This window comes from Steroidobacter agaridevorans (assembly GCF_009932555.1).
In the GTDB taxonomy this organism is placed as follows: domain Bacteria; phylum Pseudomonadota; class Gammaproteobacteria; order Steroidobacterales; family Steroidobacteraceae; genus Steroidobacter; species Steroidobacter agaridevorans.
On sequence record NZ_BLJO01000005.1, the window covers coordinates 85,140 to 108,972 of the forward strand.

Below are 23,833 nucleotides of genomic sequence, written 5' to 3' on the forward strand. Positions count from 1 at the left end.
CGGCGCGCAGGTCGGCCTCTTGGCTGTCGATGCCATAAGTCACGAACGGTCGATTGATCCGCGGCAGCAAGCTCTTTGCGATCGGATCGTCGGCGCACACCACAGCCAAGCCGTAGAACGGCAGGTTGTGCAGGAAGTCGATGAAGCTCTGCTTCAGCCGCTCGAAGTCGCCTTCGTGCGTGCCGAGGTGATCGTTGTCCACATTGGTGACGATCGAGATCATCGGCTGCAGATGCATGAACGACGCGTCGCTCTCGTCGGCCTCGGCCACGAGATATTTGCCGGCGCCCAGGCGCGCATTGCTGTCCGCGCTCTTCAAGCGGCCGCCGATGACGAACGTCGGATCCAGACCGCCCTCGGCGAGAATCGACGCGACCATGCTGGTCGTCGTGGTCTTGCCGTGCGTGCCGGCGACCGCGACGGAATAACGGAAGCGCATCAGCTCGCCCAACATCACCGCACGCTGCACGATGGGCAGCCGGCGCGACTTTGCTTCGACGACCTCGGGGTTGTCCGCTTGCACGGCCGTCGACACGACGAGCACATCCGCCTTGCCGACGTTCTCCGCCGCGTGGCCGATCTTGATCTGCGCGCCCAGCTTCGCCAGCCGCTGCGTGACGCCGTTCGGCTTCAGGTCGCTGCCTTGAACGTGATAGCCCAGGTTCAACAGCACTTCGGCGATGCCGCCCATGCCGCTGCCGCCGATGCCTACGAAATGGATGTTATGAATGCGGCGCATGCGATCTTTCATGCGACACCTCCCGCGGCGGCCACGCATGCATCGGCGAGACGCACGTCAGCATCCGTGATCGCAACCGAGCGGGCACGCATGGCCATCGCTTTGAGTTGCTCACGTCCACCGCTCAGCAATTTGTTGAGCTCCTGCGCGAGCCGTTCCGGCGTGAGATCGCGCTCGGCAATCGAGATGCCCGCCTGGGCATCGACCAGGAACTTCGCGTTGAGCGTTTGATGATCGTCGACGGCGGCGGCGAACGGCACGAAGATGGCCGGCAGTCCTGCCGCGGCCAACTCGGAAACCGTCATCGCGCCGGAACGACACACCACCACGTCGGCCCAGCTATACGCCTCGGCCATATCAGTGATGAAGGCACGAACGTCACCCTGCACGCCGTGCTTCCTATAAGTCTCTTGCACGACCGGCAAGTGACGCTCGCCGGCCTGATGAATCACCACGGGGCGAAACGCCGCATCGATGGTTGCGAGCGCCGCCGGCACCGTTGCGTTGAGCTTCATCGCGCCCTGGCTGCCGCCGATGATGAGCAAACGGATCGGACCGGTACGGTCGGCGAAACGTTGCTCGGGCGGAGCAATCGCGGCGATCTCACGTCGCACCGGATTGCCCACCTGCTCGGCATGCATGCCCGACGGAAAACTCTTTGGAAATGCTTCGAGCACACGACGCGCCAACTTCGCCAGCATGCGATTCGTCATGCCCGCAACGGCGTTCTGTTCGTGAATAACCAGCGGCCGACGCGTGAGCCATGCAGCCACACCACCCGGACCCGCGACGAAGCCACCGCAGCCGAGCACCACAACGGGGTTGCGTCGGCGGATGACTTGCAGGCTCTGCCAGATCGACTGCACTACCTTGAACGGCGCGAGCAACAACGTCGCCGCCCCTTTGCCGCGCAGACCGCTCATCGAGATCCACTCGATCTCGATCTGTGCCGGCGGGACCAGCTTCGCTTCCAAACCCTTTCTCGTCCCGAGCCATACGGGTTCGAAACCGCGTTCGCGCAAGACGCGAGCAGCCGCGAGCGCCGGAAACACGTGTCCGCCCGTTCCGCCGGCCATGATCAACACCGTGCGCTTCATTCGTCACTCTCCTCTCGCGCGCGGCGAGAAGGACGCGACACAGCGAGGCGGCCCGATGTCTGTGCCTCGTGATGAATGCGCATGAGGAAACCCAGCCAGCCGAGCGTCACCATCACGCTCGAGCCGCCGTAAGACATGAGCGGCAAGGTCAAACCCTTGGTCGGCAGGATGCCCATGTTCACGCCGACGTTGATGAAGGTCTGCAACGCCAGCCAGATGCCGAACGCCGCCGCGCAGTACGCCTGGAATGCGAGCCCCGCCTCGGACGCGATGCGCGAGATATAAAAGCTGCGCCACACCAGCAGCACGAACAGCGCCAGCGTGACGATCACGCCCGCAAGACCCAACTCCTCGGCGAGCACGGCGAACACGAAGTCGGTGTGCGCTTCGGGCAGGTAGAAAAGTTTCTGCACGCTGGAGCCGAGCCCGACGCCGAACAACTCGCCGCGACCGATGGCGATCAGCGACTGGGTCAGCTGGAAACCGGAATTGAATGGATCGGCCCACGGATCCATGAACGCGGTCAGACGCTTCATTCGATACGCTGAAGTCACCGCAATGAACGCCATGCCTGCGGCGGCAATAGCCACGAGCGCGAGAAAGTGACGCAGCTTCACGCCGGCGAGGAACAGCACGCCAAGGCCGGTGGCCATCAGCACGGTCGCCGCACCGAAATCGGGCTCCAAAAGCAGCAGAGCCGCGGCGCCCATGAGCACGCCCAGCGGCTTGAGGAAGCCTTTCAGTTCTTCCTTCAACTCGCCTTGCCGCCGCACGACGTAGCTGCACAGATATATAAGTAGCAGCACGCGAGCCAGCTCGGACGCCTGGAAGTTCATGACGCCGGCACGCAGCCAGCGGCGGCTGCCGTTCACTTCGTGACCCAGGCCGGGAATCAGCACTGCCAACAGGAAAACGAAAGCGACCAGCAGCAGCGGCATGGCCAGCTTTTCCCAAACTGCCGTGGGAATGGACATCATGATCATGGCGCCGAGCACGCCGAAGCCCACGCCATAGAGCTGACGCTCCAGGAAATAGAGGGGGTCCTGCACTTGCTTGTCGGCGATGCTGATGGACGCGGACGTCATCATCACCAGCCCGAGCAGCAAGATGCCGCCGATGGTCAGCAACAGCACGGAGTCGAACGCGAAGCGTCGCGGCCGGCCGTTGTTACGCGCGAATGCGAGAGGTACAGCGCTCATGCCTGCAACCCTCTAACCGCAGCGGCGAACACATCGCCGCGGTGCCCGTAGTCCCGAAACATGTCGAGGCTCGCGCACGCGGGTGACAGCAGGACCGTCTCGCCCGGACGCGCCGCATTCGCAGCCGACTGCACGGCCTCATTCATATCTTTCGCGAACTGAGTCGTGGCGATCCCGTGCAGGGCCGCGTCGATCTGTTTCGCGTCCTGACCAATGAGCACGACGTGCCGGACCTTGCCGCGAAACGCCTGAGCGAGCGGCTGGAAGTCCTGACCCTTGCCTTGACCGCCGGCGATCAACACCAACGAACCCGGCATGCCTGCCACGGCCGCGAGCGTCGCGCCGACGTTCGTGCCCTTCGAGTCATCGACGAAGCGCACACCTTTCACGTCCGCAACCCACTGCGAACGATGCGGCAGTCCGGCGAACTCACGCAGCGCCTGCAAACAGGCGGGACGCGACAAGTTGAGGGCATCGCACATCGCGATCGACGCCAACGCATTCGCTGCGTTGTGCAGACCGCGAATCTTCAGCTCCGACATCGCGATCATTCGCTCGCGACCGTGCATGAGGACCACGTCATCGCCTTGCTGATGCACGTAGTAATCCGCCGTATCGGCATGCAGGCTGAAGCCGAAAACGCGCGACGACTGATAGCGCATGGAGCGAACTGCGATGTCGTCCATGTTCACGATGGCAGCCTGCGCGCGCTGGAAAATGCGCTCTTTCGCGGCCGCGTATTCTTCGATCGTCGCGTAACGATCCATATGATCCGGCGTCACGTTCAACACAGTGGCGGCTGCGGCACGGAGCGACAGCGTCGTCTCCAACTGGAAGCTCGACAGCTCGAGCACATACAACTCGGGCACGGGATCGTCGAGCAGCTCCAACGCCGGCCGTCCGAGATTACCGCCGGCGATAGCGCGCCGACCCGCGGCGTTTGCCATGAGGCCAACGAGCGTCGTGACCGTGCTCTTGCCATTCGTCCCCGTGATCGCCGCGATCGGCGCTTTGGCCTCGCGCACGAACAATTCGATGTCGCCGACGATCGGAATGCCGCGCACGGCGGCACTCATCAGGAAAGGCTCTTTCAGCGACACGCCCGGCGACGCCACGATTTGCGACGCGCCGTCGAGCAACGCTTCGTCGAAGCCGCCGAAACGCAGTTCCGCTTCCGGCGCAAGTTTCTTCAGCGCCGCAGCTTCCGGCGGCGCCGCGCGACTGTCGGTGACAGCGAAGCTCAAGCCGCGAGACTGCAAATAACGCGCGCACGACAATCCCGTCCGGCCCAGGCCGACGACGATCGAACGTCCGCGCTGCTGCTGCGTCATGGCGTTAGCGCACCTTCAACGTCGCAAGGCCGATCAGCACCAGGATCACGCTGATGATCCAGAAGCGCACGATGACCTTGGGCTCGGCCCAGCCCTTGAGCTCGAAATGATGATGGATCGGCGCCATGCGGAAGATGCGCTTGCCGGTGAGCTTGAACGACGCCACCTGCAGCATCACCGACACCGTTTCCATCACGAACACGCCGCCCATCACGAACAGGACGATCTCCTGGCGCACGATGACGGCGACGATGCCTAGTGCCGCACCGAGCGCGAGGGCGCCAATGTCGCCCATGAACACTTGCGCGGGATAGGTGTTGAACCAGAGAAAGCCGAGACCTGCGCCGACCAGCGTCGCGCAGAACACCAGTATTTCACCGGTGCCCTCGATGAAAGGAATGCCGAGATAGCCCGAGAACACTGCATTGCCTGTCGCATAAGCGAACACCCCCAATGCTCCACCCACCAGAACCGCCGGCATGATGGCCAGACCGTCCAGGCCGTCGGTGAGATTCACCGCGTTGCTGGTGCCGACCACGACGAAGTAAGCGAGCGCGACGTACCAGACGCCGAGCGGAATCACCACCTGCTTGAACAGCGGCACATACAACGCCGTCTCGGCCGGCGACTTGGCCGTCATGTACAAGGCGATCGCGCAGCTCAGGCCCGCGACCGACTGCCAGAAATATTTGTATCTGGCGATCAGGCCGCGAGTGTTGCCGACCACCAGCTTCAGATAGTCGTCCCAGAAGCCGATCAGGCCGAACGCCAGCGTCACCAGCAGCGTGACCCACACGAAGCGGTTGCTCAGATCGGCCCACAGCAGCGTGCTGAAGGTGATCGCGACCAGAATCAGCAGCCCGCCCATGGTCGGCGTGCCGGCCTTGGGCAAATGCGTCTTCGGGCCCTCGTCGCGCACGCGCTGGCCGATCTGGTTGACCTGCAGCTTGTTGATCATCCACGGGCCGATCAGGAACGAGATCACCAGCGCCGTGAGCGCGGCCAGAATCGCGCGCAGCGTCAGGTATTGGAAAACGCGAAATGCGCCTTCCAGGAGTGCGAGCTGTTTGGTGAGATACAGCAGCATTTAAGTAGTCGTTCTCTTAATGATGGCCGTTGGTATTGCCAGGCGGCATCGCGGACAGTGCCGCCGACACGCGCTCCAACCGATTCGCTCGCGACCCTTTAATAAGTACCGCGACCCCGCCGCTCAGCGATGCCTTGGCTTCGCGAATCAACGCGTCGATATCGGCGAACCATCGGCCACCGGGACCGAATGCCTCTACCGAGAAGCGCGAGCCTTCGCCGATGGCGAGCAGCCGCTCGATGCCCGTCTGCCGCGCATAGCGACCGACTTCGGCATGCAACTCATCGCTCGCATCGCCCAGTTCTTTCATTTCTCCCAACACCAGCCAGCGCGCGCCGGCGAAGCTCTTCATGGCGTCGAGCCCGGCCTTGAGCGAGCTCGGATTGGCGTTGTAGGAATCGTCGACCAGGAATGCGCCGTTGATGGCGGGCTTCAATTCGAGCCGGCCAGCCACCGTCTTCATCGCCGCAAGGCCTTTGACGATCTGCTCGACTGGCGTGCCCGCCGCGCATGCCGCCGCAGCCGCGCCCAGCGCGTTGCGCAGGTTGTGCAGGCCAGCGAGCGGAATGGTCGCAGCGACCGTCCCATCCGGCGTCACCAGATCGAAGTCGATGCGGAAGCCGGACGGCGAGTTGACCTCACGGACCTTGTGCGCCATGAAATCGGCCGGCTGCTCGAAACCAAACGTCAGGATGCGATCGGCCGCGCTCGCGTCGCGCCACTGCCACGCATATTTGTCGTCGGCGTTGATGACCGAGACGCCTTCGAACGGCAGCGCCTGAAACATCTCGCCCTTGCCGGTCGCGACGCCGTCCAGACTGCCGAACCCTTCGAGGTGCGCGGCGCCCGCATTCGTCACGATGCCGACCGTCGGCTCGGCCAGCGAAGCCAGATGGGCAATCTCGCCCAGATGATTCGCGCCCATTTCGATGACCGCGAAGCGATGCTCCTTGGTCAGCTCGAGCAGCGTCAGCGGCACGCCGATGTGATTGTTCAAGTTGCCCTTGGTCACGAGCGTCGGGCCGCGCTGCGACAGGATGGAGCCGATCAACTCCTTGGTCGTCGTCTTGCCGTTGCTGCCCGTCACGCCGACCACGGGAATCGGGAACTGACGCCGCCACTCACGCGCGAACGCGGACAGCGCCGCCAATGGATCGGCAACGACGATCTGCGGAATGTCGACGGGCAACTGCCTCGCCACCAACGCGGCGGCCGCACCGTTCTGAGCCGCGGTCGCGACGAAATCGTGACCGTCGAACGACGGACCGCTCAGCGCGACGAACAACGCGCCCGGCTTGATGGTCCGCGTATCGGTCGAGACGCTGGTGAATGCACGATCGGCGCCGACCAGCTGGCCCATGCCATTAGAGTGGGCAACCTTCACGAACTCACTCGGTTTCCAGGCAATCATGACTGCCTCCCAAGCGCTTTGAGCGCCTGCTCGTGGTCGCTGAACGAGCGTCGCTCAGTCCCCACGATCTGATAGTCCTCGTGCCCTTTGCCCGCGATCAGCACCACGTCGGTCGCCGCACTCTCGGCAATCGCTCGATTGATAGCGGCCGCGCGGTCACGCTCGACGATCGCGGCTTCGGGACGAGTCAACCCTTTAAGAATGTCGGCGACGATCGCGTCACCGTTCTCGGTGCGCGGATTGTCGTCGGTGATGATGATGCGGTCGGCGAGACGCTCGGCGATCGCGCCCATCAAAGGACGCTTGCCCGCGTCGCGGTCGCCGCCGCAACCGAACACACAAACCAAATTGCCGGTGCGATGCTTGCGCACGGCCAGCAACGCCTTTTCCAACGCGTCCGGCGTATGCGCGTAGTCGACGATGGCGAGCGGACGGTTCGGCGCCGTGATCGTTTCCATGCGGCCCGGCGGCGGACCGCACTTCTCGAGCGCACCGATCGCGTCCTGCATGGACACGCCGCTGGTCAGCAAGGTCGCCAGCACGGCCAGCAAGTTCTCGACGTTGAAGTCGCCGACAAAGCGCGAACGCAATGTCGCCGCGCCCCAGCTGCCGTCGAAATCGATGTCGAGGCCGTTCGGGGCGGCGGTCACGCGGCGAGCAAACAATTGCTTCACTTCGCCCTTCTCGCTGCGCCAACGCGGATCCAACTGGATCTCGCCCGCGCGACTGAGCACGACCAGGCAGGTGTGCGCCACTCGGGTCGCAATCTCGCGGCCGAACGCATCGTCCACGTTCACGATGGAATAGCGCAGCGACGGCCAGCGGAACAGATGCGCCTTGGCTTCGCCGTACGCTTCGAGCGTGCCGTGATAATCGAGATGGTCGCGCGTGAGATTCATGAAGACCGCAGTGTCGAACCGCACGCCGTTGACGCGATGCTGATCGAGCGCATGCGAGGAAACTTCCATCCCCAGGCAACGCACATCTTCGTCGCGGAGTTCAGCGATCTGCCGATGCACGGTGATGCAATCCGGCGTCGTGTGCGAGCCTGAATGCAAGACGCCGACGCGGCCATAGCCGAGCGTGCCGGCGTAGGCGGAAGTCACATCCAACTGTTGCAAGGCGGCGGCGATCACATGCGCCGTAGTCGTTTTTCCATTGGTGCCGGTGACACCGATGACACGCACGCTCGCCGACGGCGCATCGAAAAACCAATCCGCAATTGCGCCGAGCCAGGCCGTCAGTCTGGGAATGCCGATCAGCGGCACGTCTTCCGGCAAGCGCGGCGGAATCACTCCTTCGACCGGCTCCCACAGAATGGCGGCCGCACCGGCGTTCACCGCCTGCGCCGCGAAGCCGATGCCATGAGTGCGCGTTCCGGGAAGTGCAACGAACGCAGCGCCCGGCGTCACTGCCCGGCTGTCGAGTGTGAGATCGGTGATCTCCAGATCGGGCGGCACGAAATCGACGGACGACACGCCGCTGTCCGCGAGCAGCTCCCGCAGATTCTTGGTACGCACGTTGTCGACCCGGCTGTTCATGGTGTTCTTTGCAGCGGCTGTCCTCATGGATTGGCCTGCACCAACGTCGTGGCAGGCACTCGGTCGAGACCGTCGGGAGGAACACCCATCAAGCGCAACGCGCCCGCCATCACATTGGCGAACACGGGCGCGGCGACGTCGCCGCCGTTCTTTCGATCGCCGGTGGGCTCATCGATCACGACCAGCGCAGCCAGACGCGGATGGCTCGCCGGCACCACGCCGCCGAACGATGACTTGTAGCGGTCGCTGGAATACGCGCCGGCATCGGCGGTCCACGCAGTGCCGGTCTTGCCGGCCACTCGATAGCCGATCAGCGAGGCGCGCTTGCCGGTGCCTTCCATCGAGACCACCGACTCCATCATCTCCAGCAATTCTTTGGCGGTGCGCGGATCGATGACTTGCTCGCCCGGCACCGGCTCTTCCACTTTGCGCAATGTCACCGGCCGCTTCACGCCATAAGCGCCGAGCGTCGCGTAGGCGCGCACCAGCTGCAGCGGCGTGACTGACAAACCATATCCATAAGAGATGGTTGCCTGGCCGATCTTGCGCCAGTGCGAGTATTCATTGAGCAAACCGGCCGATTCGCCCGGAAAGCCGCTGCCGGTGACCTCGCCGAAACCGAACGCGGTCAGCGTGTCGTACATGGACTTGGGCGGCAGGCTCATCGCCATCTTGGTCATGCCGACGTTGCTGGATTTCGCCAGCACCGTGGCCAGCGTGATCGGGCCCAGGTTGTGCTTGTCTGGAATTCGTTTGATGCCCACCTGCACGAAACCCGGCGAAGTGTCGATGATGGTGTTGCCGTGATAGCGCCCGCTCGCCACTCCGGCAGCGGCGATGAACGGCTTGATGCTCGACCCGGGCTCGAAGATGTCGGTGGCGGCGCGGTTGCGATAACGCGAAGCCGCGACCTGGTCCCGATCGTTCGGGTTGTAAGCCGGCTGATTGACCATGGCCAGCACTTCGCCGGTCTCGATGTCGAGCACGATGACCGTGCCGGCCTTGGCGCCGTATTCCTGAACCGCTGCCTTCAGTTCGCGATAAGCAAGGTACTGGATGCGCAGATCGATACTGGTAATGAGATCGCCACCCGGATGCGCCGGGCGGATGCTCTCCACGTCTTCTACCGTGCGGCCGAGACGATCCTGAATGACGCGCTTCGCGCCGGCTTCCGCGCCGAGCCAACGGTCGTACGCCAGTTCCAGTCCTTCCTGGCCGATGTCGTCATACTTCTTGGTGAAGCCGAGCAGATGGCCCGTGACTTCGCCGGCCGGATAGAAGCGCTGATATTCGCGCTGCAGGTACACGCCGGGAATCTTCAATTCCTTGACCTTCGCGGCATCGCTCGGGCGCATGTGGCGCACCAGATAAACGAACTCGCGATCCAGGTTGCTGGTGATGAGCTGCGTCAGCCAGCGCTTGTCGCGATTCAGTGCTTCGGCCAGGCTCGGGATCTGATCCGCGGCCTTCATGACTTCGGGCGGGTTCGCCCACACAGTGTCCACCGGCATGCTGGCAGCCAATGGTTCGCCGTTGCGGTCGTAGATGCCGCCACGGTTCGCGGTCAATTTGGCGATGCGGGTGTAGCGAGCGTCGCCCTGACCTTCCAGGAACCCTTCGTCGAGTACCTGCAAATCCACCGCGCGCGCGACCAGGCCGGTCGCGATCAGCACCAGCGTGCCGAGCACGAACCGCAGGCGACCGCGGTACTGCTCGGGGGAAAAGCTCTTGGTTTCGTCGCGACGGATCATGGCTTCACAATCCGCACTTCATCGGGGCGCGGCACGACCATCTGCAGATTCACGCGCGCGGTCTGCTCGACCCGCCCATGCATCGCAAAGGCGCTCTGCTCCAGCTTCAGCTGGCCCCATTCGATTTCGAGCCGGTCGCGCTCCGCATGCAGACGCTGCAGCTCGATGAACAAGCTGCGCTGCTCGTGCTTGCTCCACACGACGGCAATCGCGGCGCCGAGCAGCGCCACTCCCAACACTGGCATGACGACGCGAGCGCTCATGCGGCCACCCTTTCCGCCACTCGCAGCACTGAGCTACGGGCGCGAGGGTTGGCGGCGACTTCGGCTTCGCTCGGATGAATCGGCTTGCCGACACGGCGCAGTTTCGGACGGGCGTGCGCAGGCACGTCGGGCAAGCCGGCGTACACGGGATCTTCCTGCGACTGCTCCTGCATGAAACGTTTGACGATGTTGTCTTCGAGCGAATGAAAACTGATGGCGCACAACCGCCCGTGCGGCGCCAATGCAATGAGGCTGCCGGCCAGCGCGGCCCGGATTTCCTCGAACTCCTGATTCACTTGAATACGAATGGCCTGAAACGTACGCGTCGCCGGGTGTTTGCCCGGCTCCCACTTGGGATTCGCCTGCGAAACGATTTGCGCGAGTTGCAACGTACTCACGACCGGCGCCTCACGGCGCGCATTCACAATGGCGCGCGCAATGCGCTTCGCAAACTTCTCCTCACCGAAATCACGAATGACGCGAGCGATGTCGTGCTCCGACGCCTTCGCGACGAAGTCCGCTGCGGTCATGCCGGATGAAACATCCATGCGCATGTCGAGCGGACCGTCCTGCGTGAAACTGAACCCTCGCGCGGCTTCGTCCAGCTGCGGCGACGACACGCCGAGATCGAGCAGCACGCCGTCGATGGCGCCTTCCAGCCCCATCTGCGTCACTACCGAGCCCAACCGCGAAAACGCACTGCTCACCAAAGTCATCCGCCCATCGTTGGCGAAGCGCTCGCGCCCGGCTGCGATCGCTGCCGGGTCCCGATCGAATGCGATCAGCGCTCCCTGCGGCCCGACCCGCTCCAGAATCGCGGCGCTGTGGCCGCCGCGACCGAACGTGGCGTCGAGATAGCGGCCGCCCTCGCGTATATCGAGCGCGGCCAGCACTTCCTGCAGAAGCACCGGCGTGTGCGACAACATGACCGGGCCTTACAACGACAGCGATTCGAGCTCGGGGGGCAGCTCCTCGGCGGTTTCGTCGACCTTCAGCCACTGCTCGCGGCTGTCGTTCCACAACGCCTCGTCCCACAGCTCGAACCGGTTGCCCTGACCGATCAGCATCGCGGTCCGCGACAGCGTCGCGTACTCACGCAAGCTCGGTGGAATCAGGATGCGGCCGCTGGTGTCCAGCTCCAGATCAGTGGCGTGACCGATCATCAAGCGCTGCAAGCGCCGCGCGACCGGATTCAAGGTCGGCAGACGACGCAGCTTCAGCTCGATCTCTTCCCACTCCGGCAGCGGATAAATCAGCAGACATCGGTCGGCGCGATCGACGGTTGCGATCAGCCGCCCGTTGGAGCGCTCCACGATGCGCTCGCGATAGCGCGTCGGCATGGCTAGCCGACCTTTGCTATCGAGAGTGACCTTGTTTGCGCCCCTGAACATGCCCCGCTAACCCACGCATTCCCACTTTTTCCCACCGATTTGCACTATAGGTACCGATGTGTCGCGGGTCAAAAAAATTTGGGGCATTTCCTGTTTAGCGACAGGCACTTAGGACGTGAAGCTGGCACCCACCCCGAAAATTACAAAAACTGCTCTGACAGAAATCAGTGGGTTAGGAAACGTTCTTTGCGTGCCGCGGCACGAATACCAGGGTTTGTCCCCACCTGTGATTTCAACCAGTACAGGGAAAACCTTAAGCCGCGGAAATGCGCAATCGAAGGCTGAAGAGCGGCCGTTTCAGGGTCGAAATCGGGCCGATTGTGGCGTTTGCCGACGTAAGGATTTTGTCGACAGTGGTAGGTGATTCAGCCCAAAAGCGGTGCCGTAGGCTGAACAGCGTTTATTAAAATTTAATGATATCGAAACAGCCGCCGGCCCCGGCATGTCGGTGCCGGGGCTGAGCGAGCCAAATCGAAAGTGGGAAAAGGAGTCGGCCGGTAAGCCGGGTTCTGTCGTGGACAACCATTCATCTGCGATACGCGTCACCGCGTACCTCCAGCGACCTACCCGGGAGTCTGTGTGGGCCACACATGCGGCCAGTCCGAGGACTGACCGCGCGCTCCCCTATTTGGTCTTGCTCCGGGCGGGGTTTACCGTGCCACCGAGTGTTGCCACCGGCGCGGTGCGCTCTTACCGCACCCTTTCACCCTTACCGTCGCGTGGCCGAAGCCGCGCGCTTAGGCGGTTTGCTTTCTGTTGCACTTTCCGTGGACTCACGTCCCCCAGGCGTTACCTGGCGCCTTGCCCTGGGAGCCCGGACTTTCCTCCACCCTTGCAAGCAAGAGCAGCGGTTGTCTGGCCGACTCCGGCGCGCATGATACAGACTTATTCCCGTTTGCCACCGCTCAATTGCATGGCTCGCGCATAAAGATCGCCGCGCTTTTCGCCGCTGAGTTTTGCGGCGATTTTCGCCGCCTGCGATGGTGAGAGCTCGTCCAACAGCGCGCGCAGCAGCTGATCTGCATTCAAGCTCTGCGCTGTGCTCGCCTCATCAGGATTGCCGCTCACAACGATGACGATTTCGCCGCGTGACATATCGGCGTTTTGCTCGGCGATTTCACTCAACTGCGCGAGCGTGCCGGTGTATGTGGTCTCGAACCGCTTGGTAAGCTCGCGGCTCACCGATGCTGAACGCTCACTGCCCAATTCCGCCGCCATGTCGCGCAGAACTTCGGGCAAGCGATGCGGCGCTTCGTAGAAGATCATCGTACGTTGTTCGCTCGCCAGCGCTCGCAGCCGCGACACGCGAGCTGCGTTTTTCGCGGGCAAAAAGCCTTCGAAAGCGAATCGATCGGTCGGCAACCCGGCGATCGACAACGCCGCGATGGCCGCGCACGGCCCAGGCACGACCGCAATCGAAACACCCCGGGCCCGCGCCGCTGCGACGAGATCGAAGCCTGGATCGCTGATCAGCGGCGTGCCCGCATCCGAGACCAGCGCGATGGCTTCGCCGGCGAGCAAACGTGTGATCAGCGTCTCGCTCTTGTGCATCTCGTTGTGCTCGTGCAACGAAGTAAGCGCAGTATCGATTCCGAACGCTTGCAACATTTGTCGGGTGTGCCGCGTATCTTCAGCTGCGATCAGCTGAACGCCCGACAACACCTCGCGCGCCCGTGCGCTGAGGTCGCCGAGATTGCCTATCGGCGTGGCCACGACGTAGAGCGTGCCGGCCGCCACCGCAGACTCGGTGCTAATTCCAGCGCTCATTTTTTGACCCTATATAATGCCGTCCGCGGCTCACGCCGAGAGGTTGCAGTGGAAATGAATGGCACAAAGACGGGTCGATTTGCGATGAATGGCATCGCCACCATCATACTGGCGATCGGCCTCACCGCATGCGAAGTCACACCCGTCACCCCGGAGACCCCGAGCGCCGCCGCCGACCGGCAGGTCGATCAGGCCGAAGCCCTGTCTGGAAAGGGCGACTACAAGGGCGCCGCCCGCGCGTACGAAGCCTTGGCCGCACAGTCGCCGGGCGACTTGCGCGATCGCTTCCTGTTGCGTGCCGCTCGTGAATATGTTCGCGGTGACGATACGGCTCAAGCGACAGCGCTGTTGAATCAGGTCAGCGCGTCGTTGCCTCGCGCCGATTTCGGATTGCGTTCGCTCGTGACTGCCGAGCTGGCATTGCGTGGCGGCCGTGGCGATAAGGCGCTCGCCGAGCTGGATCGTATTCCTCAGCCGGTGCCCAGTGAATTGTCTTCCGATGTGCTCGAGCTGCGCGCGCGCTCGTTGTTTGCGTTGAGCCGGCCGGCTGCGGCCGTCAGCGCCGCACTCGAGCGCGAGCGTTCGTTGACGAGCAAGGAAGATATTCGCGCCAATCAGCGGATGATCTGGCAGGGCCTGCAAAAGAGCGCGGCAGGCAATGCTGATTTCACACCGCCGGCCGGTGCGAGTTCGACACTCGCTGGCTGGCTCGACCTGGGCCGCGCGGCGCTCGTGACTGCCCGCAATCCGTTTTCCGCGAATGAAGACATTGCGCAGTGGCGCAATCGCTATCCGACCCACCCGGCGAATTCGTTGATCTCTGAAGACGTGCTGCCGCAGTTGAGCGTCGGCCTGGATTATCCAACGCAGATCGCGCTGATTCTGCCGCTGTCGGGCCGTCAGCAGGCCGCAGGCATGGCGGTTCGCGATGGTTTCCTCGCCGCGTTATTGCAGCAGGAGGCGAGCCGTCGGCCGATGTTGAATGTGTATGACTCGGCGGAAATGGGCGCGACGACCGCCTATCGCAAAGCTGTTGCCGACGGCGCGCAGTTCGTCGTCGGCCCGCTGACCAAGGAAGAAGTGACCGCGATTGCGACCTCGGGCGAAGTCTCCGTGCTCACGCTCACTTTGAACCAGACTGCGGACAATGTTTCTTCGCCGCCGCTGTTGTTCCAGTATTCGCTCGATCCGGAAGAAGAAGCTCGGCAGGTTGCGCAACGCGTGACTGCCGACGGCCGCATGCGAGGGTTGGTGCTGTTGCCGAACAACGAGTGGGGTCAGCGGGTGTTTCGTGCGTTCGACACGGAGCTGAAGACGTTGGGCGGTCAGATTGCGGGCATGACATTTTATGACGCGTCGGCGCGCGACTTTTCGCAGCCCATCACCGATTTGTTGCTGATCGACGAGAGCCGCGCTCGCGCGAATTCGCTGTTTACCGCGCTCGGCATGAGGATGGAGTTCGAACCGCGGCGCCGTGGTGATGCGCAGTTCATTTTTGTCGGCGCGCAGCCAGTGCAAGGCCGCTCGATTCGCCCGGGCCTGAAATTTCATCTGGCGGGCGACCTGCCGGTCTATGCAACTTCGGACATTTTCGAGCCGGACACGCAAGCAAACAACGATCTGGAAGGCGTGATCTTCCCGGATATGCCCTGGGTCATTTCCCCCGACGCCGCTTCGACTCAACTCCGCAGCGCCCTCACCCGCCACTGGCCCGTCCGCGCCCGCGGCCGGGGCCGTTTGTATGCTTTCGGCTTCGACGCCTGCCGCATCGTTCCCCTGCTCAAAGCCGGCCAGACCGGCAGCGCGCATGCGATTCCAGGCATGACGGGCTTGCTGTCCGTCGACGAGAAAGGCCACGTCAAACGCGAGCTCGACTGGGCCAAAGTCTCCGGCGGCCGCGCGTTGCCGTTAGGAACGGCGGCGACGGCGTCGGCGCAGTAAACCAATCAACCGAGCGCCGGTATCCATTTACCGGCGCTTTCGCCGAGAAATACGGCCTTCCGCCGCGACTCCATGCTGGCACGGTGATGCCACTTCAAATGCGGCGGAGTGGATCATGGATGATCGAGAACGCAAGGCCATCGGGCTGCTGGGCGAAGAACTGGCGTTGGCGTATTTGCTGTCGCAAGGGCTCAAGCCGCTCATTCGCAACTACCGCTGCAAGATGGGCGAGCTCGATCTGGTGATGATGGAGCGCGAGGTATTGGTGCTCGTCGAAGTTCGCACGCGTGCCAACAACGACTACGGCGGCGCGGCTGCCTCGGTGGACTGGAAGAAGCAGCACCGGCTCGTGCTCGCAGCGGAGCATTTGCGGATGAAGCGAGTCGACCTCCGGCGCTACGCGGCACGTTTCGACGTGGTCGCGATCACCACGGGCGAACCCAAGGCCAAGGTCGACTGGATCAAGAACGCATTCACGCTATAGTCGAGCCGACCTCGGTCGCACCCGCCAGAGAAACCGTCATGCTCGAAACGACCGCTGAAACCACCTGCCCCCATTGCGGCGAATCCATCACGCTGTTCCTGGACCTGTCGGTCGAATCGCAGGAATACATCGAGGATTGCTCCGTCTGCTGCCAGCCCATGACCGTTTATTACAGCGCCGAAGGCGGCGAGCTCACCGATTTGCGGGTGGAATCCGCGAACTGAGACTTATCGCGCGGGGCGGGCCCGCTCGCTGCAGGTAACGTCAGCGCATGTGGCGCAATTTCCGCATCCTGGTCCTGCTGCTGATCCTCCTGGTCGTCGCGCTGAACACGTATTTCGATCGCGTGTACTCGACGGACTGGAATAGCCCGCTGTACGTGACCCTCTATCCCATCGACGGCGACGGCAGCCCGGTAACGCAGCAGTTCATCGGCGACCTGAAGCCGGATCGTTTCCAGGCGCTGGAAAATTTCTTCCAGGAAGAAGCGAGTTTCTGGGAGCTGCCGCTGCAGCGGCCGATCCAGTTCAAATCCGCACCCCAACTGCACGAGGTCCCGCCCGCGCTGGATCGTGACGCGAACGTATTCAGCATCCTGTGGTGGAGCCTGCGCATGCGGTACTGGGTCTGGCAATCGCCGGACCCGCCCGGCGTCGCGCCCGACATCAAGCTCTTCGTCGTCTATCACGACCCGGCGCTGACGCCGACGCTGGCCCACTCGATCGGCATGCAGAAAGGCTTGTACGGTGTCGTGAATGTCTTCGCCGACCGAACGATGACCGGCTCGAACGACATGATCACCGCCCACGAGTTGTTACATACATTGGGCGCAACCGACAAATACGATCCGCGCACCAGCCAACCGATCCATCCGATCGGCTACGCCGAGCCCACCAAAGAACCGCTCTTGCCGCAAACCCACGCCGAGCTGATGGGTGGCCGCATCCCGCTGTCGAACGAAGAGTCGGTCACGCCCGAATCGCTGAACCAAGTCGTCATTGGCGAGCTGACCGCCGCAGAGATCCGCTGGCTGAAAAAATAGCTCAGGCCAGCGCGCTCAGCACGGTCGAATGTAACTTGCCGTTCGCCGCGAGCACCGACGTCGTCTCCAGCGTCAGCGCCTTGCCATCGAGATCCGTGAACTTGCCGCCCGCGGCCTCGACGATCACCGAGCACGCGGCGACGTCCAGAATGTTCACATCCGACTCGATGACCACATCGATCTTGCCCGCCGCCAGCAAGTGATAATGCAGGAAATCGCCATAGCCGCGGATGCGATGAGCGCGGGCAACCAGCTTGCCGTAACGATCCCAGCGCGGGCCGCTCGCCAATGTTTTCAAGTTGCCGCCGGAGATGGCGCCTGCCTCGACAGAATCGATCTCACTGACCTTGATCGGCTTGTCGTTCAACCACGCGCCCTTGCCGATCTCCGCCCACGCCAGCTCGCCATACACCGGCGCCGACGACACACCGACGATGAGCCGGCCGCGATGCATGAGCGCGATCTGCGTGGAGAACATCGGATACTCGCGCACGAATGCCTTGGTGCCATCGATGGGATCGACCAGCCACAAATATTCCGCATCCATCGCGCTCTGCCCGGTCTCCTCGCCGTAAAAACCGTGCGACGGAAAACGCGAGCTGATGATGCCGCGGATGACTTTCTCCGTCTCCACGTCGGCGTCGGTCACCGGCGTCTTGTCGGCTTTGATCGTGACCTGCAGATTGTTCTGGTAGTAACGACGGATAACGTCAGCCGCGGCGCGGGCGGCTTCGAGAGCGGTGTCTAGGAAAGGCGAATTCATGGCGATAGGACAATGGCTGGGCGATGGCCTCATTGTAGCCGCTCATTGCCCCACCAGGATCAACTTGCCGGTTTTTGGATCGCGATACACCTGGCCCACCGGCTCCATACCGGCGCCCGCCGCCTGGCCGCGCAGACCCTCCGGCAACTCGGCCAGCTCACGGCCCGGCTCAACGACTTGCTTGCCACCCTCGGCGCTGCTGGAGGTCTTATTGAGCACCGGCTGTGCCGACACCAGCGCAACGATCAAGCCGCAAATGAACACCAGCATGATGTCCACGAGATTGACCAGCGACGCCTGCGGGTCCTCGGGCGTCTCGTCGAATCGCGCGCTGCTCCAACGACGCCTCACGACTGACGCTCCCAACGGAACTTCATGATTGTTGCTCCCAACGGAGCAAAGCCTCGTCGTACCACCGTCGTCGCAACCGACCGATGATGAAGCCCACGACACCGGCAGCCAGCCCCAGCACGGTGGCGTCGAAGGCCGTCAGCATCGCTTCGGCCAGCAGGTTCAGACTGCCATTGCTGAGCGCCTTCAACCCAGGCCCGAGCGAGATCAACGTGGCCATCAAACCCAGCATCGGTGACGTGCGAGTAAGAATGTCCGCCCGCTCGATGCGTCGATGTGCCCGGCGTTCTACCGCGCCAATATCCGCTGGCCGCTCACGCCGGCGCAAGAACCCGCGTTCCCCGAACAGCACACCCACATCGACACAAGCGAGCGCGATGCAAACAAACAATCCGATGACCACTGGCGTCAAGAGCAGCGGCACCAGCGTGTGGGTCCATTGCACGATGAATGAGTTCATGCGGAACGTTCCTTGGGAGCAATGTAACGTCCGCGGAGATATCCGGCGGACAGCAATACCGCGATCGCGAGCACGATGACCAGCAACGCCCAAGGCGAGCGACCGCTCGCACCCTCAGCATCAGAACGCTGCTTGGCCTCATCTTCAGTTGCTGCCTGCAGTTCCGCCATCGTCGTCGGCGATGAAGCGGACTTCGCATCCACGCGCGCGCGTTCGAGCAGTTGCTTGAGCGGCTCGATCTGATCGGCCCGTAGATAAGGCTGCACCCACTGGAACACGGGATGATCCGGCTGCGTGTGTCCGCTGCCCGGCAAGCCGTGTTCAAGCAACAGATCCACCCACTTCTGACTGAGCCGCTGCAACGTGGCCTCATCGGTCTGCCAGAACTGCTTCTCGGCGGCGACCAGCAGGATGGCAATCATGTTGGTCTTCACGTGCACATTGGAGCCCTGCTCGAGGAACTGGTCCAGTCCGAGGCCATGCGAGTCGTCGACATACACCTGCTTGACCTCGTCCCACGCCCAGCTCTTGATCACATCCGGGTTCGTGACCTGCCAGCCCCACAGGTACTCCATGAACTCGCTGCCCATGGTTCGAGCACCAGCGTAACCATGCTGCATCAACGGTTTGATCCACGCCGGATTCAGATAGCGGCCGCGCAGTTCGGACAACAACGCCGTAGGCAGCGGCTGCATCGTCGGCTGCGCTGGATTGGAATGATCGGCGACATGACTGGCCGGCACACGACCGCTCAACGTTTCCACCGCGAGGCTCAAGCCGCCCAGATAGTCGAACGCATCGTTGTTATCCATCAGGCCGTAGAGATTGCTCGACCGGCCCAGATAGGTGTTGCGCACCTCCCGCAAGTTGCTCTTCAGCAGCTCCTGTTGCGCCTGACTCGTCCCGTCGGCCGAGTATGCGTGCCCAATCCGGTCGATATAGATCTTCGCCAGCTCCTTGCGATCGTTCCAGCTGCCGGAGCGCTCCACCGCGCGATTGATGCCGGCGCTGTAATCGCCCGGCGATGTGCCGAACACACGCAAACTCGCCCGCTTACCCGCTTCTGCATGCCCGACGCGTTGCTTGATGAGCGCCGATGTTTCATTCACCCAATGGCGCGCAACATGATTTCGCGCCAGCGGCTCGTCACCGGGACTCGCCATCGGACCCAACGGCTCCAGCGCAGCGCGCAGTGCCGATGTCAGATCGGGGCGACTGCGCTCGATGGTGCGTCGGCTGCCATCCAGCGCCAGCAGCACGGCCTTGTCCAGCCAGACAATCTGCTGACCGAACAGATCTCGAAACAAACCCGACGTGACGAATACCGTATCGGCGCGCTGACCGACGTCGTTCAGCGGCAGGCGCTCGAGCCCCGCGACGATGCCACGACTGTTCCACTGTGGCGCGACGCCGAGCAGTGACAACCCAAAGCCCACCATCGCACCTTCGTCCCGCACCGAATCGGACGCCCACAGGATGACTGCCTCCTTGCCATCCTCTTTCACTCTCGAGCGCGCCTCGCTCGCGAGCTTCGCGCCCAACGAATAACCCAGCCGTGACGGAATCAGACTGTTGTCGAGACCATGAAAGTTACGCCCCGTCGGCAGCGCCTCGGCATTGCGAATGGGATCGCTGCCCGGACCGGCAGGAACGAAACGGCCCGCGAGACCGTGCAACAGCGCGCGCATTTCATTCTCGGGCGAGCTCTGCAGATTCTGTCGAAGCGCTTTGTCGTCGGCGCCTGCCTTCATGGACACCAGCATCGTGTCGAGGGCTTCCTTCTGCCACGGCTTGCCGAACACATGCAGGCCCAGCGGCATGAAATCTTCCTGCAAGTGCGTGAGGTAATGACCGATCTCGTGCACGAGCAACTCGTCGTCGGCCTGCTCGAACGAGATGCCGCGCACTTTCAACTCGGCGTCCATGCTTGCAGTCAGCGCGTCTTTGAGATGCAGCTCATCGATCAAACCGCGCATCGATTCAGCGGCTTGCTTGCGCAGGGCCGGGTTGTTCGACGACTCGTAACTTTCCACCAGCTGCCGAAGACGCAACAGGTCGTCATAGAGCGGTGTCGCCGTGAGCGGCGGAATCAAATGATCGACCATCACCGCGAGTCCGCGCCGCTTGGCCTGCAAACCCTCGCCGACGCCATCGACTATGTAGGGATAGATACCCGGAATGTCGCCGGCGATCAGCGCCGGATAATCCAGCTCATCCTGACCGACGCCTTTGCGCGGCAGGAACTCATAGGTCGAGTGACGTCCCAAATGCACGATGGCATCGGCGCGGAACTCGTGACGCAGCCAGAAATAGAACGCGAGGTACTGATGCGTCGGCGGAATGCTGGTGTTGGCGTGTAACAGCTCCTCGTTCAGCTCCCAGCCGCGCGGGGGCTGCGGCCCCACAAATATCTTGCCGAAGCGCACACCCGGCAGCACGAGCTTGCCTCTATTCACCATCACATTGCCCGGCAATTCGCCCCAGCCTCGCAGCCCTTCAACGCCGGTAGCTGCAATCGCGCGAGTCAGCGAGTCGATACGCGCTTCGTTGCCGCCTTTACTCAGCTGAGTTTCATACGCAGCTTGCAGCTGTTTCACGAGATCGAGGGCACGGTTTCGCGCGGGATGTTGTGCGCCTTCGAGCAGATGTTCGACCTCGTGCAGCGTTCGATTGACTTGACCCCGCGCTTCCTGAGGCAAGCGCGCAGCTTGTGCCGCTTGGACATTTGCTTGTAGCAATGCCAATGGGCCGCCGGTCATTTCCTTCTGCAACGGTTGCTGCAAGGCCGCGAACCATTGCGCATACTGCTCAGCGCTTACATTGGCAACTCGCGTCGCCATCGCGCGCAACACATCGCCCTGCTCGGGGAGATTCACGCCGTCCTGTTGCAGCCGCTCGAGCAGATCCGCCGATGACGCAGGCAGCGATCCCGTGTCGTAACCTTCGCGCTTCAAAGCCCGCAGGATTTCCAGCAACGAGGCTGGCACGTCGAGATTGTCCGCGCCGATGTTGTGACGACCTGGCGGATGGTTGTAGTAGACGATGGCGACGTGCTTGTCGGCGTTCTTCATCTGTTGCAGCCGTGCCCAACGCTCGATTCGCGCCGTCAGCTGCTCGAGTTGGGATGGAATGGCTGCGACTCGGGTCACTGCGATGCCGGTCAAAGCATCCAGCTGCGGAGCAGCCGCGGCCGCAACGACGATCGGCTGACTGATCCCTTGCAGCTCCGGCATGGCAACGCGGTAGTAAACACTGTCCCAAGCCAGTCCTTGCTCTGACATACGCCAGCCTTCGACAGTGACATCGTGCAATCGAAGTGCTTTCAGCACAGGCACATCGAGCTGCTCGATGCGGCGCGTCGCCTCAGCGCGATCGCTGCTGCCACCGACGATGAAATCCTGCACGGACACGATCGCACCTAGACGGGCGCCGACCTTATCGGCAATCACTCCCAACGCGTCGCTGCTCGGCCTGCCCCAACCCGCGAGCACCGTCAGGCAATCCAGATCCCGCGCACTCAACGAGCGGCAGATTGCTTCACTCAAACTCGCATCGGCGTGCTGATCCTCGAGTACCGCGACTACGCGTCGATCGCCGGAGATGCGCAATGTTTCGGCGGTCGACCACTCGCCGCGATAGTGAAAGCGCATGGGAAGCGCATCTTCGACGGGCTTGATGGCCGCCGCGGCCGCGCGATCTTGCTCGGACAGCATCAACGCCAGCAGCGAGATCAGATTGGACGCACCCCGGTTCTGCCAGTACGCGCGCGCTTGAATCCAGGGCGTCAGTTGCGGATGGCGACGAACGGCCGCAGCGACAGCGTCCGCGCTCGCATCCTTCTCTGCCGTCAGCGACGACAACTCCGCATAGCGCGGATCTTCATCGACAAACAAACGTTTGCTGCCCCATCGACTCTGCCGACCGAGCGCCGGGTCGCCGGCAACGGAGATGATCTCGCGAGCGCGAGTCGCCGGAAGCAGCGCCTGAACGCGCTGAGCCGTTTCTTTGAACACCGTGGCGAGCAACAACGCATCGGCGCCGCTGATCAGTTCTTCCAACTGAGCATCGCTAAGCGCATCGACTTGCGCGGTCGTGCGGAAGATCAATCGATGGTTGGGCAGCCGCTGGTTGACATCACGCGCCGCTTGCGCGAGATCGCCGGAATTGCGCTCGGATACGACCGCAACGAGCGTGGCCGCGGATATCTCGGCGGCGAAACAAGAAAGGATCAGGGCAAACAGTCCGCGTAACACACGGACGACGGGGCGAGACTGAGATCGCACAGCGGGACCTGCGGGAGCTGACACACCACACGGTGCGAACGCCTTCAGGCATCGCTCCGTGAACCTGTCGCCGCTGCAGGAATTCCCGCTCGTTCAGCACACCCCGGCTGCACGAAGACGACCACGGCAAGCTGGTCTCCTGGCTCGCGGCTTGAGGCCTACATCACCTTCCCAGGCGTGAAACCCAGTGGTCAGCTCTCGCGAGCTTCGATGGCGGCACCGCTTACAGTTGCGGGGGCAGCCCGGGCATTGCACCCGGTTCCCATGACTTGTCGTTCGCGCGACACCTTGCGCGAAAATTGTTACGTCGTCAATCGACCGCCACGGAACGTCTTGATGGGCACGGCAATTCCGGCGACTACCAAAGTCACTTCGTCGCAGGCCGCGGCCAGCATCTGGTTCAGCCGACCCTGCTCGTCCTGAAAGCGCCGCGCGACCGGCGACAACGGCACGATGCCCGCGCCCACTTCATTGGAAATCAACAGCACGTCGCGGCGAACTGCCTGCAGCCATTGCAGAAAATCAGCGCGCTCCGACTCCCAGGCTGGCAGCTCCGCGGTCGGCGCATCCTCACGAAAATCCTTTAACAAAGCGTTGGATAACCACAGAGTCATGCAGTCGATCACGAGCATGGACGATGCATCCTGGCCTCGCAGCGCTTGCGCAAGACCGGCCGGTGCTTCTAAGGTGCGCCACGTTGCCGGTCGCTCGGCCCGATGTAACGAGATGCGATGCTGCATCTCCTGATCGAGTGCTTGCGCGGTGGCGACGTAGGTGACATTCACGCCCCGCGCATCCGACAGCGATTTCGCCAGAGCAAGGGCATGAGCGGTCTTCCCCGAGCGCGCACCGCCGATGATCAGGCGCCGCCCGACCGAAGCTCGCTCACCCGACACGTCATCCTCTACCATTGCCTGCACTCACCGATCAGA

The 23,833-nt window shown here is 62.8% G+C and carries 21 protein-coding genes, 1 other RNA gene and 1 riboswitch; of the genes, 4 read left to right on the plus strand and 18 right to left on the minus strand.

Features of this window, described 5'->3' with window-relative positions:
• The 13 genes from GYH35_RS34965 to rsmI form a co-directional block, all read right to left on the minus strand.
• Window positions 1-751 (minus strand): UDP-N-acetylmuramate--L-alanine ligase (locus GYH35_RS34965; protein WP_235936813.1); only part of this gene is annotated, 751 nt, incomplete at its 3' end.
• Window positions 748-1,836: an undecaprenyldiphospho-muramoylpentapeptide beta-N-acetylglucosaminyltransferase gene (murG, locus tag GYH35_RS18435; RefSeq protein WP_161829198.1), complete on the minus strand. Its 1,089-nt coding sequence runs from the start codon at window positions 1,834-1,836 to the stop codon at window positions 748-750. The genes murG and GYH35_RS34965, both read right to left, overlap by 4 nt.
• Window positions 1,833-3,035, minus strand: coding sequence for a putative lipid II flippase FtsW (gene ftsW, locus GYH35_RS18440; RefSeq protein WP_161813046.1), 1,203 nt, complete (start codon window positions 3,033-3,035; stop codon window positions 1,833-1,835). The genes murG and ftsW overlap by 4 nt, the downstream gene beginning before the upstream one ends.
• On the minus strand, window positions 3,032-4,366 hold the full coding sequence (gene murD, locus GYH35_RS18445) for a UDP-N-acetylmuramoyl-L-alanine--D-glutamate ligase (protein ID WP_161813045.1): 1,335 nt from the start codon (window positions 4,364-4,366) through the stop codon (window positions 3,032-3,034). The genes ftsW and murD overlap by 4 nt, the downstream gene beginning before the upstream one ends.
• A gap of 4 nt (window positions 4,367-4,370) precedes the next feature.
• Window positions 4,371-5,453, minus strand: coding sequence for a phospho-N-acetylmuramoyl-pentapeptide-transferase (gene mraY, locus GYH35_RS18450; RefSeq protein ID WP_161813044.1), 1,083 nt, complete (start codon window positions 5,451-5,453; stop codon window positions 4,371-4,373).
• Between the two features lie 16 nt (window positions 5,454-5,469).
• Window positions 5,470-6,864, minus strand: a complete 1,395-nt coding sequence (locus GYH35_RS18455; protein ID WP_161813043.1) for a UDP-N-acetylmuramoyl-tripeptide--D-alanyl-D-alanine ligase — start codon at window positions 6,862-6,864, stop codon at window positions 5,470-5,472.
• The gene (locus tag GYH35_RS18460; RefSeq protein WP_161829199.1) at window positions 6,861-8,405 is read right to left on the minus strand and encodes a UDP-N-acetylmuramoyl-L-alanyl-D-glutamate--2,6-diaminopimelate ligase; all 1,545 of its coding nucleotides are present in this window, start codon (window positions 8,403-8,405) and stop codon (window positions 6,861-6,863) included. The genes GYH35_RS18455 and GYH35_RS18460 overlap by 4 nt, the downstream gene beginning before the upstream one ends.
• A gap of 23 nt (window positions 8,406-8,428) precedes the next feature.
• Window positions 8,429-10,156 carry a peptidoglycan D,D-transpeptidase FtsI family protein gene (locus tag GYH35_RS18465; RefSeq protein WP_161829200.1) on the minus strand — a complete coding sequence of 576 codons (1,728 nt, stop codon included), beginning with the start codon at window positions 10,154-10,156 and terminating at the stop codon, window positions 8,429-8,431.
• Window positions 10,153-10,419, minus strand: a complete 267-nt coding sequence (ftsL, locus tag GYH35_RS18470; protein WP_161813040.1) for a cell division protein FtsL — start codon at window positions 10,417-10,419, stop codon at window positions 10,153-10,155. The genes GYH35_RS18465 and ftsL overlap by 4 nt, the downstream gene beginning before the upstream one ends.
• Window positions 10,416-11,345 (minus strand): 16S rRNA (cytosine(1402)-N(4))-methyltransferase RsmH, encoded by a 930-nt coding sequence (gene rsmH, locus GYH35_RS18475; RefSeq protein ID WP_161829201.1) that lies wholly within the window; start codon window positions 11,343-11,345, stop codon window positions 10,416-10,418. Before rsmH ends, ftsL begins: the two co-directional genes overlap by 4 nt.
• A 9-nt stretch (window positions 11,346-11,354) precedes the next feature.
• On the minus strand, window positions 11,355-11,810 hold the full coding sequence (gene mraZ, locus GYH35_RS18480) for a division/cell wall cluster transcriptional repressor MraZ (protein ID WP_129642247.1): 456 nt from the start codon (window positions 11,808-11,810) through the stop codon (window positions 11,355-11,357).
• A 482-nt stretch (window positions 11,811-12,292) separates the two neighbouring features.
• Window positions 12,293-12,677: RNase P RNA component class A (rnpB, locus tag GYH35_RS18485), an RNA gene on the minus strand.
• Window positions 12,678-12,695: 18 nt separating this feature from the next.
• Window positions 12,696-13,577: a 16S rRNA (cytidine(1402)-2'-O)-methyltransferase gene (rsmI, locus tag GYH35_RS18490; RefSeq protein ID WP_161813038.1), complete on the minus strand. Its 882-nt coding sequence runs from the start codon at window positions 13,575-13,577 to the stop codon at window positions 12,696-12,698.
• 54 nt (window positions 13,578-13,631) lie between these two features.
• On the opposite strand from rsmI, the gene GYH35_RS18495 reads away from it, so the two are divergent.
• From GYH35_RS18495 to GYH35_RS18510, 4 genes are all read left to right on the plus strand, one after another.
• A complete protein-coding gene (locus GYH35_RS18495; RefSeq protein ID WP_161829202.1) occupies window positions 13,632-15,518 on the plus strand; it encodes a penicillin-binding protein activator in 1,887 nt (628 codons plus the stop codon).
• A gap of 115 nt (window positions 15,519-15,633) precedes the next feature.
• Window positions 15,634-16,002: a YraN family protein gene (locus GYH35_RS18500; protein ID WP_161829203.1), complete on the plus strand. Its 369-nt coding sequence runs from the start codon at window positions 15,634-15,636 to the stop codon at window positions 16,000-16,002.
• 38 nt (window positions 16,003-16,040) lie between these two features.
• Window positions 16,041-16,226 (plus strand): CPXCG motif-containing cysteine-rich protein, encoded by a 186-nt coding sequence (locus tag GYH35_RS18505; RefSeq protein ID WP_161813035.1) that lies wholly within the window; start codon window positions 16,041-16,043, stop codon window positions 16,224-16,226.
• A gap of 47 nt (window positions 16,227-16,273) precedes the next feature.
• Complete coding sequence (locus tag GYH35_RS18510) at window positions 16,274-17,044, plus strand: hypothetical protein (RefSeq protein ID WP_161829204.1); 771 nt, start codon at window positions 16,274-16,276, stop codon at window positions 17,042-17,044.
• Between the two features lies 1 nt (window position 17,045).
• Here GYH35_RS18510 and GYH35_RS18515 read toward each other — a convergent pair whose 3' ends face one another.
• The 5 genes from GYH35_RS18515 to cobU all read right to left on the minus strand — a co-directional run bounded on the left by GYH35_RS18515 (window position 17,046) and on the right by cobU (window position 23,812).
• Window positions 17,046-17,807: an inositol monophosphatase family protein gene (locus tag GYH35_RS18515; RefSeq protein ID WP_161829205.1), complete on the minus strand. Its 762-nt coding sequence runs from the start codon at window positions 17,805-17,807 to the stop codon at window positions 17,046-17,048.
• Between the two features lie 42 nt (window positions 17,808-17,849).
• Entirely contained in the window at window positions 17,850-18,158 is a 309-nt protein-coding gene (locus GYH35_RS18520; RefSeq protein WP_202624405.1) for a DUF2149 domain-containing protein, read from the minus strand.
• A gap of 22 nt (window positions 18,159-18,180) precedes the next feature.
• Window positions 18,181-18,618: a MotA/TolQ/ExbB proton channel family protein gene (locus GYH35_RS18525; RefSeq protein ID WP_161829207.1), complete on the minus strand. Its 438-nt coding sequence runs from the start codon at window positions 18,616-18,618 to the stop codon at window positions 18,181-18,183.
• Complete coding sequence (locus tag GYH35_RS18530; RefSeq protein WP_161829208.1) at window positions 18,615-22,901, minus strand: cobaltochelatase subunit CobN; 4,287 nt, start codon at window positions 22,899-22,901, stop codon at window positions 18,615-18,617. Before GYH35_RS18530 ends, GYH35_RS18525 begins: the two co-directional genes overlap by 4 nt.
• Before the next feature lie 112 nt (window positions 22,902-23,013).
• A riboswitch (cobalamin riboswitch) is annotated at window positions 23,014-23,207 on the minus strand.
• Window positions 23,204-23,812 (minus strand): bifunctional adenosylcobinamide kinase/adenosylcobinamide-phosphate guanylyltransferase, encoded by a 609-nt coding sequence (cobU, locus tag GYH35_RS18535; protein ID WP_161813029.1) that lies wholly within the window; start codon window positions 23,810-23,812, stop codon window positions 23,204-23,206. It overlaps the preceding riboswitch by 4 nt.
• Between the last annotated feature and the right edge of the window lie 21 nt (window positions 23,813-23,833).

Bases quoted from the DNA above. Each gene is read 5' to 3' on its own strand.
- GYH35_RS18500 (WP_161829203.1), top strand. From the start codon at position 15,634: ATGGATGATCGAGAACGCAAGGCCATCGGGCTGCTGGGCGAAGAACTG.
- GYH35_RS18465 (WP_161829200.1), bottom strand. From the start codon at position 10,156: ATGATCCGTCGCGACGAAACCAAGAGCTTTTCCCCCGAGCAGTACCGC.
- GYH35_RS18505 (WP_161813035.1), top strand. From the start codon at position 16,041: ATGCTCGAAACGACCGCTGAAACCACCTGCCCCCATTGCGGCGAATCC.
- GYH35_RS18515 (WP_161829205.1), bottom strand. From the start codon at position 17,807: ATGAATTCGCCTTTCCTAGACACCGCTCTCGAAGCCGCCCGCGCCGCG.
- GYH35_RS18525 (WP_161829207.1), bottom strand. From the start codon at position 18,618: ATGAACTCATTCATCGTGCAATGGACCCACACGCTGGTGCCGCTGCTC.
- mraY (WP_161813044.1), bottom strand. From the start codon at position 5,453: ATGCTGCTGTATCTCACCAAACAGCTCGCACTCCTGGAAGGCGCATTT.
- GYH35_RS18455 (WP_161813043.1), bottom strand. From the start codon at position 6,864: ATGATTGCCTGGAAACCGAGTGAGTTCGTGAAGGTTGCCCACTCTAAT.
- rsmI (WP_161813038.1), bottom strand. From the start codon at position 13,577: ATGAGCGCTGGAATTAGCACCGAGTCTGCGGTGGCGGCCGGCACGCTC.
- ftsL (WP_161813040.1), bottom strand. From the start codon at position 10,419: ATGAGCGCTCGCGTCGTCATGCCAGTGTTGGGAGTGGCGCTGCTCGGC.
- rsmH (WP_161829201.1), bottom strand. From the start codon at position 11,345: ATGTTGTCGCACACGCCGGTGCTTCTGCAGGAAGTGCTGGCCGCGCTC.
- GYH35_RS18460 (WP_161829199.1), bottom strand. From the start codon at position 8,405: ATGAACAGCCGGGTCGACAACGTGCGTACCAAGAATCTGCGGGAGCTG.
- ftsW (WP_161813046.1), bottom strand. From the start codon at position 3,035: ATGAGCGCTGTACCTCTCGCATTCGCGCGTAACAACGGCCGGCCGCGA.
- murD (WP_161813045.1), bottom strand. From the start codon at position 4,366: ATGACGCAGCAGCAGCGCGGACGTTCGATCGTCGTCGGCCTGGGCCGG.
- GYH35_RS18495 (WP_161829202.1), top strand. From the start codon at position 13,632: ATGAATGGCACAAAGACGGGTCGATTTGCGATGAATGGCATCGCCACC.
- murG (WP_161829198.1), bottom strand. From the start codon at position 1,836: ATGAAGCGCACGGTGTTGATCATGGCCGGCGGAACGGGCGGACACGTG.
- cobU (WP_161813029.1), bottom strand. From the start codon at position 23,812: ATGGTAGAGGATGACGTGTCGGGTGAGCGAGCTTCGGTCGGGCGGCGC.
- mraZ (WP_129642247.1), bottom strand. From the start codon at position 11,810: ATGTTCAGGGGCGCAAACAAGGTCACTCTCGATAGCAAAGGTCGGCTA.
- GYH35_RS18510 (WP_161829204.1), top strand. From the start codon at position 16,274: ATGTGGCGCAATTTCCGCATCCTGGTCCTGCTGCTGATCCTCCTGGTC.